A 12,292-nucleotide genomic window follows, 5' to 3' on the forward strand; every position below is an offset into this window, starting at 1 on the left:
ATCTATCGGGAAGGGAAAGCGACCATTCCCCGCCAAACCATGTCAAAGGCTTTTTCAAGCCTGGCGCGGGTTTCCGGCAAGCGGAAGCTCTCGCCGCGCACCACCAGCTGGTAGTACGCGGCTCCTGCCAAGGTGTCGAAACAGGACTCAACATCCAGGTCGCTACGCAGTATCCCGTTTTCCATCCCCGCTCGCAGCGCATCTTCAATCGGCACCCTGCGCACCTTCACGTGCGATTGCCAATAAGCGCGCTGGAGCTCGCGGTCAGCCATCACCAGGCGGATGCGCTGCCTGAATCGGGATTCCGAGTACATTTCCACTGTTTGTTCCGCTCCGTGGCCAAAGAGCGCCTCGAAGATGTTCCTTCGCAAATCCCCGTCGCCTTGAATGGCCGGCGGCACGACTCGTCCGGTGTTCAGCGCCGAAGCTATCAGCAAGGTCAGCGACGGCCACCTGCGATAGAGCGCAGCACGACTGACTCCGCTGAGCTCCACCAGCTTGGATACCGTAATCTCCTGCTCCGCATCGATCAATTCCAGCGCTGCATCCAGTACCTTCTGCTCCAGTTCCTCGTGCCGAGGGCGACCCGGACGCCGGCGCACCGGAGCCTGCTCAACGGCCAAGACGCTCATCGTTGCACTGCGCGCTCGGACAGGCGCTGGATGGTGTCCTCGCCCAGCCCGGCGGCGCGCAACGGAGCCAGGGGATCACCGTGGCGCGCCCGCAGCTCTCCGAGCATCATTTCCATTGCCACGTCCATGGATCCGCTGAGCAGCTGCGAGGTGTCGACCTTGGAGAAGTCCATGCCCAAAGCCCGCCACATCGCGCCCATCACCGGCCGGTTGCGCTCCATGATGGCGCGCATGTTCTGCCCGGTCAACGCGTAGTCCGCCACGATGTCCTCGTCGCTGGCGCCCAGCGCGAGCAGCAGCATGGCGGCCAGCACGCCGGTGCGGTCGCGCCCTGCCGCGCAATGGAACGCCGTGGTCCCCGGCGAATAGGCGATGATGTTCAGCGCGGTGACCAGGTGCGCCGCGGAATTCTCCACCATGTCCAGGTACATCCGGCCCATGGCCTCATGGGTGAACCCCTCGGCACCCTTCGGTGTCGACCGCGAGACATCGCTGATCAGCGGCAGGTTGTGATAGGCCACCGGGAACTCGGCCAGCGGACCTCGTCCGGTCGTGGCGACTTCTGCCGGCGAGCGCAGATCGATGACCGCGGCCAATCCCCCGCCCACTAATTGCTGTGCGACTTCGCAGGTGGCATAGGCGATGTCATCAGTGCGGATCGCCAGCTGCGGGCGCAGCGTGCCCCCGGCAATCCGGATTCCGCCCAGGTCCCGCAGGTTGACCGGTGCGCTGAGCTCAAGTTCGATGGCTGGTGCACTCATGTGATTCTCCTTCTTATCAGGGCACTGCTCTGGTCGATGATCGTGACGAGCACGATGATGCAGATGATGATGGCGCTCAGGTGGCCGTAGTCGTACATGCGCATGGCGGTGGTCAGCTCCAGGCCGATGCCGCCGGCACCCACCAGCCCCAGGATGGTTGCGCCGCGCACGTTGCCCTCGAAGAGCAGCAGCGTGTAGGAAACCAGCAGCGGGGCGGCCTGCGGCAGGATGCCGTACTGGATCACCTGCCGCTTGGACGCGCCGACGGCCTGCATGGCGGTCATCGGTCCCTTGTCCACCGATTCCATGGCCTCGGCGAAGATCTTGCCGATGGACCCGAGCGAGCCCAGGGTCATGGCCAGGATGCCGGCGAAAGGCCCCAAACCCACGGCCGAGACGAACATCAGGGCGAAAACCAGGTCGGGCACGGCGCGGATCACGTTCATGGCCCAGCGCGATGGGTAATACAGCCATGGAGGCGCGATATTGGAGGCCGCGCCGAAGGCGACCAGCAGCGAGAGCACCACGCCCAGCACGGTGCCGACGATGGCCATTTGCAGGGTTTCGAGCAGCAATTCCAGGATGGTGGAGATCTTCGAGAAGTCCGGCGGGAAGAGGCGGGCGAGGAATTCGCCCATGTTCAGTGTTCCCTGGCCGAGCTTGATGAAATCGAAGCCCACTCCGCCCGCGGACCACAGCAGGATCAGCAGGGCAACGGGTATGCCCAGCAGGAAGCGTGCGCGCGGGATGGTGAAAGCCCATTCAAGACGGGCGCGCTCGGAGGCCGGCAGCTCATGGTCCGCCGGTGAAACGGTTCTGGTTTCAGTGGACATCGGTATCACCGTCTTCGTAGATTCCCTTCAGCGACTGGGCATCCAGTTCGCTGCACTTTCCGGAAAACAGCATCTTGCCCTGGCGCAGCCCCACGATGCGATCGCTATGGGCCAGCGCGAGCGGTACCACATGCAAGCTGACCAGCACCGGGATTCCGTCCTGGACAGCGATATCCCGCAACAGCTGCAGGACCGAATCGGCAAGCTTCGGGTCCAGCGACGCGACCGGCTCATCGGCGAGGATCAGCCGAGGCCGCTGCATCAGCGCCCGGGCGATGGCCACGCGCTGTTGCTGCCCGCCGCTGAGCGAACGTGCCGGCTCCTTGGCCTTGTGCGCAATGCCTACCCGGTCCAGCAGTTCCATGGCGTATTTGCGGTGGGCACTGGAGAAGCCGCCCACGAGATTGATGGCCCCGGCCTGGTGCAGTGCACCGGTGAGGACGTTGGACAGGACGCTCAAGCGCGGGATCAGGTTGAACTGCTGGAAGACCTGGCCCACCTCGGAGCGCAATTGGCGCAACTCGCCGCGCTGGAGATTGCGCAGGTCATGGCCTGCCACGCGCACCGTGCCAGCTGTGGCCGGGGCGAAACCGGTCAGGCTTTTCATCAAGGTGGACTTGCCCGACCCCGAGGCACCCAACAGGGAGACCATCTCGCCCGGGAACAGGTCCAGATCCACGCCGTCCAGCACGGGCACCGGCTTCTTCGGGTCATAGCAGACTTCCAGGCTGCGCACGGTGGCCAGCGGCAGCGTCTGGCGCAGCTCAGCGGTGCTCATCAGCTGCTCGGGCTGGGCGGGGGCTTCAGCTTTGGCGGCCGGCCTCATTTCAGGTCCTCCAGTTCAACGCCAGCCACCTCGGCGATGTCGGCAAAGGAGGCATAGGCGCTGGGATCCGGGGCGACCTCCACCTCAAGTCCGATAAAGGACGAGTATCCGGCCAGGGCTTCCTTGTTCTTTTCGGAGAAGATCTTCGGAAGCGCCTCTTGCAGTGCGGTGCGGGTTTCCTCATCCAGCGACTGGCGAGCCAGCACGCTGCCCATGATTTCCATGGACGGGCTCTGTCCAACCCCGCGCCACTGCCCCTCGGCGAAGGGGAACATCGGTGCGCCCATTTCGGTCAGCACGTTAGCGGTGCAGGCCGCGTCCACCTGGCCTTGCTCCAGGGCGGCGAAACTGCCCTCATGCCCGCCGGCGAAGGTGGCCTCGTAGTCCTTGCCCTGCTCCAGCCCGGCCTGGTGCAGCATGTACACCGGCATGAAGTAGCCGGAGCTCGAAGCCTGGTCCGCGAAGGCGATGGTCTTGCCGCGGAAGTCTTCCAGGGACTTCACCGGCGAGTCTTCAAGCACCACGCAGGTGGACACCGGATCGTCGCTGCCCTCCCACGCCAGCAGGGAATCGACTTCACCGGTGTTCAGCGCGAGCGCCGAAGGAAAACCGCTCATGATCCCCATGTCGACGTGATCCGCTCGGATGGCCTCGACCACGCTGAGATAGTCGGGAACATCGGTCACTTCGACCTCGCGCCCGGTTTCGGCTTCGAGCAGTTCCACCAGCGCCTCGTTGGGATTGACCGCGGTCGGGTCATCCGAGACGGGCAGGGTGGCGATCTTGATGGGAGCATCGGCCGCGGTAGCAGCGGCTTGGCAACCTGTGAGGGCCAGGGCGGCGAGGCCGAGCAGGCTCACGGGAACGAGTGCAGGGTGGCGCATGAGGCGGACCTTTCAAGACGGTGCGAGTGCCCTCGATTTCGAGAACACCATTACTCAAACACCGGAAAGTGACAGCGAATTACGAGACTGCCGTACTCGTTAGGAAACTTGGAATGAACGATTAGTAGCCACCGCGCCAGGCAGCACTGCGTTCGGCTCAATCCTTCGCCGGGGAACTACTGATGCGCGGCGATGGTTTCGGCCAGCTCGTCGAATCCGAGCCGGCGCGCATTCTCCAGGGCGGTGCGCCCCTGCGGGTCGGTGATCCCCGGATCCGCCCCGGCGGCCAGCAACAGCCTGGCGGCCTCTTGCTGCTTTGGTCCTCCATCGCCTAGCAGGACGGCTTCTTGCAGCGCGGTCCATCCGGGATTGTTCACATGGTCAAGCGGAACACCTGCCTCGATGAGCATCTTCACGGTCTCCACATGGCCGTGCTCGCTGGCGGGGATGAGCGCCGTTCCGCCGTAGCGGTTCAGGCTCTCCACGTCTGCGCCGTGCTCCAGCGTGAGCTCGAGGATCTCGTTGAAGCCTTCGGCCCCGGCATAGAGGAAAGCCGAATCCTGGAGCGAATCCTTGGCATTCACATCCCCGCCGGCGGCGATCAGTTCCCGGACCTGTTCCACGTCATTGGCTTTGGCCGCGCGTACCAAGCGCTGGTCCAGTTCCGCCTGCTCTTGGGCGGACAGACCGGATTCCGGCGCGGCAGTTTCCGGTGCCAACGAGGCAACAGAGGACGGTGCAACGGAGGCAGGTGCCGGAGTTTGCGTTTCTGGTTCGTCCGCTGCGCACCCGGATAGAACGACCCCTGCTGCAAGGGCCACCAGTCCCATGGCCAGGGAACGGCGTGCGAGCTGCAGCATGTTCGGCATCGAGGCGGCCGCGATTTTCTGGTTCGTGGTCATGGAGACTCCTTGATCGGTTTCTTCCCATCTTGCAGTACCGTTCCCTCTCACGGCATCGGCCAAGAAGCCATGAAAACCAGCCGGACGGCGGAGCGCAGAACCCGCTTCAAGTTCTACCATGGGGAAAGCAGCTCCTACCGTTCCCGCGTCGGACTGCACACCGGCTCCACTCTCGACAAAGGCTCCGACATCCCTTTCGCCAACGCTGCTCCCGAACCCATGCTCGCACCCAGAACCAACATCGACGCCCTGGTGCACATCGGCTTTGCCGTGCTCATGCTCATCGCGCTGATTCGCTACGTGCTGCGGCATGACCCGGCCGAGAATCTGTGGATCATGGTGCTCGCTGCCGTGGTCTGCGCCCTGTACCTGGTCACCGCCTTCCTGCTGAACCGGGCGCAGGCCCGCACTTCCTGGGTCCTCGTGCTGGTTGCGACAGCCTCGGTGCTGGTGGTGCTCGCTCCGAGCTTTGCCTGGTGCTCCTTCGGGTTGTTCTTCCTTTGCCGCCGGGCGCTGCACGGGCTCATCGGCTACCTGGCCGGCGGGCTGACGGTCGTGGCCGCCGCAGCGAGCTGGTTCCTGTTCAGCGACGGCGCCGATATCGTGATGCTCCTCGGGCCGCTGGCCATCGGCGCGATGCTGACGCTGATCTTCGACCGGATGGAACAGGATGCGGCAGAGCAGCGCCGGCTGAACGAGGAACTTTCCAGCGCGCAACAGCAGCTCGCGGCGAGCGAGCGCCGGGCCGGGATCACCACCGAGCGTGAACGTGTTGCCCGCGAAATCCATGACACCGTCACCCAGGGCCTGGCCAGCAGCCTCTTGCTCCTGGAGGCAGCCAACCGGAGTTGGCCTGCTGCATCCGCCCGGGACGAGGTCCTGCGGGCCAGCGGAATGCTCAGGCAGAATCTCCTGGAGACCCGGCGCCTGGTCCATGACCTTGCCTCGCCTGCCGCAGATGCCGGCCCGCTGCCCCAAATGCTGTCCGACGCGGCCTGCGCCTACGTCCCCCATGTCCAGCTGCACGTTGTCGGCAATCCGCGCAAGGTATCCACCGAGACGAGGCACGCCCTGCTCCGGGTGGTGCAAAGCGCCGCGGCCAACGTGAAGCTGCATTCCGGGGCCGAGCAGGCCACCATCACCATCGGTTTTCTCCAGGACACCGTCACGCTGGACATCCACGATAACGGCCGGGGATTCGATCCGGAGGAAATCATGCTTCCCTCCGAGTCCGGAGGTTACGGCTTGCGCGCCATGCGGCAACGCGTGGAGCAGCTAGGCGGCGTATTCTCGGTGGAAAGCACCCCAGGCATGGGAACCATCGTGGCAGCGCAGATTCCCAGCGGGGAGGAACTTTCATGACCGCAATTACGGTACTGCTGGTCGATGACCACCTGGTGGTCCGCAGCGGGCTCAAGGCGCTGCTCGACACCCAACCGGATATCGAGGTTATTGACGAGGCCGGCTCCGGCGAAGCGGCCCTGTCCATGCTGGAAAGCCTCGTCCCGGAGGTGATTGTCATGGACTTGGCCATGGGCACGGGAATGGACGGCATCGACGCAATCAAGGAAATCCGCCAGCGCAATCCCAAGCAAACAGTCCTGGTTTTCACCACCTATGACTCGGATGCGGATATCGTCCGGGCGGTGGACGCCGGCGCCATGGGCTATCTGCTCAAGGACGCCGCGCCGGAGGAGATCTTCAGCGCGGTGCGCGGGGCATCGCGCGGCCAGAGCATCATGAGCGCACCGGTGGCCTCCAAGCTCTTCCGGCGGCTGCGCAATCCCGATGAGGCTTTGACGCCTCGGGAAGCGGAACTGCTCAGCTTGCTCGTCGAGGGGCTGGGGAACAAGGAACTGAGCCAGCGGCTGTTCATTTCCGAGGCGACGGTCAAAACCCATCTGGCCCACATCTACGCCAAGCTGGGCGTGGAGACGCGGGTCGAAGCGATCACCACGGCCATCCGCCGGGAGGGCATGCGCTAGGTTCCCGGCCTCAGGGATCTCATCTGGCAGGCAAGCAAGCCCAGCTTGATGGCCGATGCCTCGCGTGGTTCGAAAAGTCAGAATTGATTTACCACGGTGCTTCACCAGGCAACCGCGGATATCAACTTCTTTGAATCGAGGCTGGAACCATGAACAAACGCATCAACTCCCCCAAGCTGCTTGCCGCGCTGGGCAGCGCAACCCTGGCGATCGGCCTGCTGGCCGGTTGCACCGCAGGAACCGGTGCTGGCCAGTCCGGCACGGGCAACACCGCCGAAACCCAGGAGAACGCGTCGCCGGCCAGCGATCCCATGACCCCCTCAGACGTCTTGTCTTCCACCGCTTGGGAAACCACCGGTGCGCAAGACGCCGAAGGCGAGCCAGTGGAGCTCAGCGACAAGGACGTCAGCAACTTCGTGGGCAACGCCTACTTCCACGGCGATGGCACCTTCAGCATGTACACCCTGGATGGCGCGCCGAAGATGCAGGGTGATTGGACGGTCTCCGCGGATGGCAAGACCCGCACCATCATCGCCAAGGATGGTTCCGGGGCCGTCCAGTTCACCCGCGATTCGGACATCGTGAAGCTGACTGGCGACGAATTCACCTACCGGGTCTTCCCCGATCCGGAAAAGACCGACGTCTACTTCGACATCATCCACACTCCGACCGGCACCCCTGAACCAGCAACCTCCTGAGCGGCTTATCAAGCAGCCCATCAGCCCGCCACTGCCAGGAGCCCTCCGGAAATGGCGGGCCCGTGGAGGGCTGGCCCTACCAGTTGCAGAAAGCCATGGCATGGTGCTGTCTTTGCCTGAAGCGCGGCACCGCCGAATTCCGCCAGGCAGTCTTCTGCCAGTGGCTGCTCCATGAATATCCGGCAAGCAAGCGTGTTGAATTCAGACCTCGCTGTCATGCCGGCTTGGCCCGGAATCGACCGGTACTGGCATCCCTCCTGGCCTTTGGCTCTGCGGGTACAAGGATTCTTGGCAGTGCCCTGCCCAAGAGCTATTCCAGTTCAAGGATCCGGGTCATGAAGATGCTGTTGGGGTCCTCCAGGTAGGAACCGAAGGGCTGGCATTGCTGGAAGCCGTGCTTTCGGTACAGCGCGCGTGCAGGTGCGAAGAACTCCATCGCTCCCGTTTCAAGGGATATGCGCGATAGCTTGCGCTGTGCGGCATCTTCCAGCGCATGGAGCAGCAACCTGGAAGCGACGCCTTGCCCGCGGAAGTCCGGGTCCGTCCGCATGCTCTTGAGCTCCTCGTGGCCCGGTTCCAATACCACCAACGCGCAAGTGCCCACTATGCGATGGTCCTTCTGCGCTGCCCAGAGCCGGACGGTTGGCTGGCGTAGCGCAGCCACGTCCAATGCATGCTGGGACTCCAGCGGCGACTTCGGCGCCATGTCAGCAAGGTGGGCTTCGAGGAAGGCTCCCAGGGAGGGATCCTCGAAGTCTGCATGTTCAATGGACAACGTCATGAGCGACAAGATATCAGCAGTTTGTATCGCAGATGTTACGGGCAGCTAGTTGCCCTATCGCCATCAGACCTCATAAATGCTCGGGCCCGGCTTCTTCTGTGTGGCCTCCCGATTCTCCGGTTGCGCCCTCCTGCGGATACAAATCAGCTCCGGTGCGATCCTTCAAGGTCAGGGTTGCGATCAGCGAAGCGCCCACCCAGATGAACAGGTAAGTCGAGACCGCCACGGTTGTATTGAACTGGCCCACCATTGCCGCGGCAATGGTCGGGGCGAACGCGCCACCGATCACCGAGCCCAGGGCGTAGCTGATCGAGGAACCGCTCAGGCGGATGCGGGCCGGGAAAAGCTCGGCATACAGCGCTGGCAATGGTCCGTAGGAGAAGCCCATGAAGGCGCCGAAGACCACCAGCGACACGGTAACCCAGGTAAGGTTCCGGGTCTCGATGAGCAGGAACAGCGGGAACAGCCAGACCAGCAGGAGCACCCAGCCGATGATGAACATCTTCTTGCGGCCCACCCGGTCGGAGACCACTCCGCCGATCCAAGTGGAGATCAGCCAGGCCAGCGAGCCGATGGTGATGATGTTCAACAGGTCGCCTGCCTGCAGGTCCAGCTTGTTCGTTGCGTAGCCCAGGATGAAGCCACCGGTGAGCATGTAGCCGGCAGTGTTGTTGCCCATGAAGACCAGAGTTGCCTGGATGACCTTCTTCGGATGCTTGCTGAACAGCGTGGACAACGGGGCAGACTCGGTCTGCTTGGTCTTGGCCATTTCCTCGAATACCGGGGATTCCTCCACGCGCCGGCGGATGTAGTAGCCAATGAGGATCAGCACGAAGCTGAGCAGGAACGGGATGCGCCAGCCCCAGGCGCTGAATTGCTCCGGGGTGACCATAGCGGCAATGATCGCGCTGACCGCGGAGGCCAGGAGCATGCCGGCCGGGACTCCGAGCTGCGGGAAGGCCCCGAATTTTCCGCGTGCATGATCCGGTGCGTGTTCTACTGCCATCAACGCCGCGCCGCCCCACTCGCCGCCGGCGGAAAAGCCCTGGACGATGCGCAGGAGGATCAAGAGAATCGGAGCCCACACGCCGATGGTTGCGTAGGTCGGCAGCAGACCCACCAGTGTGGTGCCTATGCCCATCAAGACCAGGGTGATGATGAGTACCGCTCGGCGTCCGTATTTGTCTCCGACCCGGCCCATTACGATTGCGCCCAATGGGCGGAAGAGGAAGCTGATGCCAACGGTGGCGAAGGCAATGATGGAGCCCAGCGACCCTTCGGCGGGGGTGAAGAATTGCGGGGCCAGAACCAGTGCCGCCGCGTTGGCGTAGATGAAGTAGTCGTACCATTCCACGGTGGTGCCCACCATGGTCGCTCCCGCAACGCGCTTCTGCTCCTTGGTCATGCGCCCGGGTACTGCAGCTGGAGTGCTCATGATTCCCCCTCGTTGTTGCGAGTATGCAGGAATCACTTTCCTCCGCCCCAGCACCCCAGTGCTGGCCGTTCATGCAGGATCGACTCCCTGCCTTGATAGTAGGCCTCTGCCGAACCCGCTACAAGCGGTATTTCTCCATGCGCGCCGCTCCCCTGGTTGTACGCGCTGCTCCTGCGAAAACCTGTCAGGCTTGCGCGAACAGCTTGGTCGCATCAGCCACGACCTGCTTCGCTCCGCCCAGGTTCCAGCTCTCGAGTTGGCGCGTGGCACCATTGCCGAAATTCGCGAGCGAGTCCAGGTAATCGGCCACGAACTGTTCATCACCATTGCGCTGCAATTGACGGCCCGCGTAATCGAGCACCCGCTGGATCATGGCCTTGGCAGGCACGGGAGTCCTGGATTCGCTATCGAAATAGGTGCCTTCCACTCCCGACTTGGCCGCTTGCCACAGGCCCAGGTCGAGAACCTCGGACGCTGCCGTGCTGGCAGGGCTGTCCGTTTCCGAAGCGGTATCCGCAATGGCCCGGATGAGCAGAGCCAGGGCCATGGATTCGCTGGCTGCCATCTGCGTGTCCGCCGCCCGGACTTCGATGGTCGGATGGTTCACCGACAAGCGGGCGAACCAGCCGATATGCCCCGGATCGAGCAGCGCCCCGGAGGCAATCATGTCCTCAATGCGCTGCTGGTATTCCTGCGCTGTCGCGAAAGCCGGCGGGATGCCTGCCGCAGACCATCTGCGGTAGTGCACCGTCCGCCACGAGGCGAAGCCGGTTGGCTCCCCGTTCCAGATCGGAGAGTTCGCGCCCAATCCCGCAATCAGCGGTAGCCAGCCGCGCAAGGCATTCAGCGCCCGGACTCCGGCAGCGGCATCCGGGACATGCACATGGATGTGCAGTCCGTTGATGAAATGCTCGCGGGCGATCCCCGGAACGAACTCATGGATGGTTGCGTAGCGCTGGCCCTTGGTGAACTCCGTAGTGCTCGGAAGCCCCAGCGCCGTTCCCGAAGCAAAGGGAAGCACCTGGTGTTCGCGGCATATCCGCTCAATGGCGGCGCGCCGCCGCACCAGCGCTTCCACGGCTTCTTGCGCAGAGGTGCAGATTCCGGTGACGATTTCCAGCTGGCTGGCCAGAAGTTCGCGGTGGACCGTGGTGCCCGGCAGTTCGAGGCCAAGCAACTGGGCGCTGAGCTCATCGGACATCGGCACCGGGGCGGCAGTTTCCGGATCCACGAGGAAGAATTCCTCTTCGATCCCAAAGGTCCTGGTCATGGATGCTGGTTCGCCTTCCCTGGGCAGCAATACGAACTGAACATTAGACTGCAGCTGGCCAGGGACGGCCGTTCCCGGCAGGAAACCCAGCGATTTTCCAGCTTCGCCGCAGCTGCGGACGCGGCTGTCCGCAGTCACCCGTGCACCCGCCTCGCCCTACGCCCGATAACTGCCCCGGGCACTTGCTGACCGCTTTTCACAGCTGCTACTGAGCTTGCGGCCATGCAAGCACAAGCCCCAGCGCAAGGGCTTGCAAAGTGTGCCACGCTCTAATCACCGCGGCTCGGCAAAGCACCGCAAGAAGCCAAGCTGCGGGCCGTCACGCCCACTTGGAGGCGCAGCTTCAGCCGGCCGGCCGCTGGCCTGGCGGACTGGAATTACTGGATTGATCCGAAGTCGAACGCAGCAGGAGGACAGACCCATGATCAGCACAGAACAACTTCAGGAACTCAGCGCAATTGGCGGCACCGTCATTGGACCCGACGGCCAGAAGATCGGCAAATTCGGCCAGATTTTCCTTGACGACCGCAGCGGGCAGCCGGAATGGGCGACCGTCCGCACGGGCCTCTTCGGCCTCTCCGAGAGCTTCGTTCCGCTCAGCCAGGCAACGGTCGCCGGCGATACGCTCTCGGTGCCCTATGGCAAGCAGACCGTCAAGGACGCCCCGAACATCGATCCGGAGGGCCAGCTCACCCCAGAGCAGGAGCAGGAGCTCTACCACTACTACAGCCTGTCCTACCAGGAAGCTGACCAGGCCGCCGTGCAGCCCGGCATCCCGGAGACCGAGGCCCGCGCCGAGTATTCGCGGGAAGACGTGCGCGATCCGGAGGCCGGCACTTCCCAGGCCTCTGCCATCCGTTCCGAGGAGCGGCTGCATGTGGGAACCGAAAGCGTGGAAACCGGCAAGGTACGCCTGCGCAAGCACGTGGTCACCGAGGATGTGGCCACCACGGTGCCGGTGAGCCATGAGGAAGTGCGGCTTGAGCGCGAGCCCATCACGGATTCCGAAGCCGCCGGCACCAGCGGAGAACTGGCTGAAGACGAGCAGGAGGTGACCTTGCACGAGGAGCGCCCCGTCGTAGAGAAGACTGTTGAGCCAGTTGAGCGGGTCAGCCTGGAAAAGGAAACAGTCATCGAGGAAGAACGCCTCGAAGCGCAGTTGCGCAAGGAACAGGTGCAGGCCGAGGGCTGGGAAGGCGGCCGGCAAACCCGCTAGCGCCGGCGCGCTGGCTTAGCGCAGGAGCTGAACCTGCACGCAGCGGTGATCGGGGCGGAATCCGGCGGA

The 12,292-nt window shown here is 63.7% G+C and carries 13 protein-coding genes; 4 read left to right on the forward strand and 9 right to left on the reverse strand.

Features of this window, described 5'->3' with window-relative positions:
• Positions 1-2: 2 nt before the first annotated feature.
• From ACNPM8_RS01360 to ACNPM8_RS01385, 6 genes are all read right to left on the reverse strand, one after another.
• Positions 3-632: a TetR/AcrR family transcriptional regulator C-terminal ligand-binding domain-containing protein gene (locus tag ACNPM8_RS01360; protein ID WP_448939102.1), complete on the reverse strand. Its 630-nt coding sequence runs from the start codon at positions 630-632 to the stop codon at positions 3-5.
• On the reverse strand, positions 629-1,393 hold the full coding sequence (locus tag ACNPM8_RS01365; RefSeq protein WP_448939103.1) for a tyrosine-protein phosphatase: 765 nt from the start codon (positions 1,391-1,393) through the stop codon (positions 629-631). Before ACNPM8_RS01365 ends, ACNPM8_RS01360 begins: the two co-directional genes overlap by 4 nt.
• Positions 1,390-2,226, reverse strand: coding sequence for a phosphonate ABC transporter, permease protein PhnE (gene phnE / locus ACNPM8_RS01370; RefSeq protein ID WP_448939104.1), 837 nt, complete (start codon positions 2,224-2,226; stop codon positions 1,390-1,392). Before phnE ends, ACNPM8_RS01365 begins: the two co-directional genes overlap by 4 nt.
• Complete coding sequence (locus tag ACNPM8_RS01375) at positions 2,216-3,052, reverse strand: phosphonate ABC transporter ATP-binding protein (RefSeq protein ID WP_448939105.1); 837 nt, start codon at positions 3,050-3,052, stop codon at positions 2,216-2,218. The genes phnE and ACNPM8_RS01375 overlap by 11 nt, the downstream gene beginning before the upstream one ends.
• Entirely contained in the window at positions 3,049-3,936 is an 888-nt protein-coding gene (locus ACNPM8_RS01380) for a phosphate/phosphite/phosphonate ABC transporter substrate-binding protein (RefSeq protein ID WP_448939106.1), read from the reverse strand. Before ACNPM8_RS01380 ends, ACNPM8_RS01375 begins: the two co-directional genes overlap by 4 nt.
• A gap of 176 nt (positions 3,937-4,112) precedes the next feature.
• Positions 4,113-4,838: an ankyrin repeat domain-containing protein gene (locus ACNPM8_RS01385; RefSeq protein ID WP_448939107.1), complete on the reverse strand. Its 726-nt coding sequence runs from the start codon at positions 4,836-4,838 to the stop codon at positions 4,113-4,115.
• 219 nt (positions 4,839-5,057) lie between these two features.
• Between ACNPM8_RS01385 and ACNPM8_RS01390 the strand changes: the two genes are divergently transcribed.
• The 3 genes from ACNPM8_RS01390 to ACNPM8_RS01400 all read left to right on the forward strand — a co-directional run bounded on the left by ACNPM8_RS01390 (position 5,058) and on the right by ACNPM8_RS01400 (position 7,521).
• The gene (locus tag ACNPM8_RS01390) at positions 5,058-6,200 is read left to right on the forward strand and encodes a sensor histidine kinase (protein ID WP_448939135.1); all 1,143 of its coding nucleotides are present in this window, start codon (positions 5,058-5,060) and stop codon (positions 6,198-6,200) included.
• Positions 6,197-6,823, forward strand: a complete 627-nt coding sequence (locus ACNPM8_RS01395) for a response regulator (protein WP_448939108.1) — start codon at positions 6,197-6,199, stop codon at positions 6,821-6,823. Before ACNPM8_RS01390 ends, ACNPM8_RS01395 begins: the two co-directional genes overlap by 4 nt.
• A gap of 149 nt (positions 6,824-6,972) precedes the next feature.
• Positions 6,973-7,521, forward strand: coding sequence for a DUF4822 domain-containing protein (locus tag ACNPM8_RS01400; RefSeq protein WP_448937938.1), 549 nt, complete (start codon positions 6,973-6,975; stop codon positions 7,519-7,521).
• Between the two features lie 310 nt (positions 7,522-7,831).
• Here ACNPM8_RS01400 and ACNPM8_RS01405 read toward each other — a convergent pair whose 3' ends face one another.
• From ACNPM8_RS01405 to ACNPM8_RS01415, 3 genes are all read right to left on the reverse strand, one after another.
• Complete coding sequence (locus ACNPM8_RS01405) at positions 7,832-8,302, reverse strand: GNAT family N-acetyltransferase (protein WP_448939109.1); 471 nt, start codon at positions 8,300-8,302, stop codon at positions 7,832-7,834.
• 70 nt (positions 8,303-8,372) lie between these two features.
• Positions 8,373-9,737 carry an MFS transporter gene (locus ACNPM8_RS01410; RefSeq protein ID WP_448939110.1) on the reverse strand — a complete coding sequence of 455 codons (1,365 nt, stop codon included), beginning with the start codon at positions 9,735-9,737 and terminating at the stop codon, positions 8,373-8,375.
• A 184-nt stretch (positions 9,738-9,921) separates the two neighbouring features.
• Positions 9,922-11,007 carry a carboxylate-amine ligase gene (locus ACNPM8_RS01415; RefSeq protein ID WP_448939111.1) on the reverse strand — a complete coding sequence of 362 codons (1,086 nt, stop codon included), beginning with the start codon at positions 11,005-11,007 and terminating at the stop codon, positions 9,922-9,924.
• 421 nt (positions 11,008-11,428) lie between these two features.
• On the opposite strand from ACNPM8_RS01415, the gene ACNPM8_RS01420 reads away from it, so the two are divergent.
• On the forward strand, positions 11,429-12,223 hold the full coding sequence (locus ACNPM8_RS01420; RefSeq protein ID WP_448939112.1) for a YsnF/AvaK domain-containing protein: 795 nt from the start codon (positions 11,429-11,431) through the stop codon (positions 12,221-12,223).
• Positions 12,224-12,292: the final 69 nt, after the last annotated feature.

The sequence above is a fragment of the Glutamicibacter sp. AGC46 genome (genome assembly GCF_053543715.1).

Bases quoted from the DNA above. Each gene is read 5' to 3' on its own strand.
- phnE (WP_448939104.1), bottom strand. From the start codon at position 2,226: ATGTCCACTGAAACCAGAACCGTTTCACCGGCGGACCATGAGCTGCCG.
- ACNPM8_RS01390 (WP_448939135.1), top strand. From the start codon at position 5,058: ATGCTCGCACCCAGAACCAACATCGACGCCCTGGTGCACATCGGCTTT.
- ACNPM8_RS01410 (WP_448939110.1), bottom strand. From the start codon at position 9,737: ATGAGCACTCCAGCTGCAGTACCCGGGCGCATGACCAAGGAGCAGAAG.
- ACNPM8_RS01375 (WP_448939105.1), bottom strand. From the start codon at position 3,052: ATGAGGCCGGCCGCCAAAGCTGAAGCCCCCGCCCAGCCCGAGCAGCTG.
- ACNPM8_RS01380 (WP_448939106.1), bottom strand. From the start codon at position 3,936: ATGCGCCACCCTGCACTCGTTCCCGTGAGCCTGCTCGGCCTCGCCGCC.
- ACNPM8_RS01365 (WP_448939103.1), bottom strand. From the start codon at position 1,393: ATGAGTGCACCAGCCATCGAACTTGAGCTCAGCGCACCGGTCAACCTG.
- ACNPM8_RS01420 (WP_448939112.1), top strand. From the start codon at position 11,429: ATGATCAGCACAGAACAACTTCAGGAACTCAGCGCAATTGGCGGCACC.
- ACNPM8_RS01400 (WP_448937938.1), top strand. From the start codon at position 6,973: ATGAACAAACGCATCAACTCCCCCAAGCTGCTTGCCGCGCTGGGCAGC.
- ACNPM8_RS01385 (WP_448939107.1), bottom strand. From the start codon at position 4,838: ATGACCACGAACCAGAAAATCGCGGCCGCCTCGATGCCGAACATGCTG.
- ACNPM8_RS01415 (WP_448939111.1), bottom strand. From the start codon at position 11,007: ATGACCAGGACCTTTGGGATCGAAGAGGAATTCTTCCTCGTGGATCCG.
- ACNPM8_RS01405 (WP_448939109.1), bottom strand. From the start codon at position 8,302: ATGACGTTGTCCATTGAACATGCAGACTTCGAGGATCCCTCCCTGGGA.
- ACNPM8_RS01360 (WP_448939102.1), bottom strand. From the start codon at position 632: ATGAGCGTCTTGGCCGTTGAGCAGGCTCCGGTGCGCCGGCGTCCGGGT.
- ACNPM8_RS01395 (WP_448939108.1), top strand. From the start codon at position 6,197: ATGACCGCAATTACGGTACTGCTGGTCGATGACCACCTGGTGGTCCGC.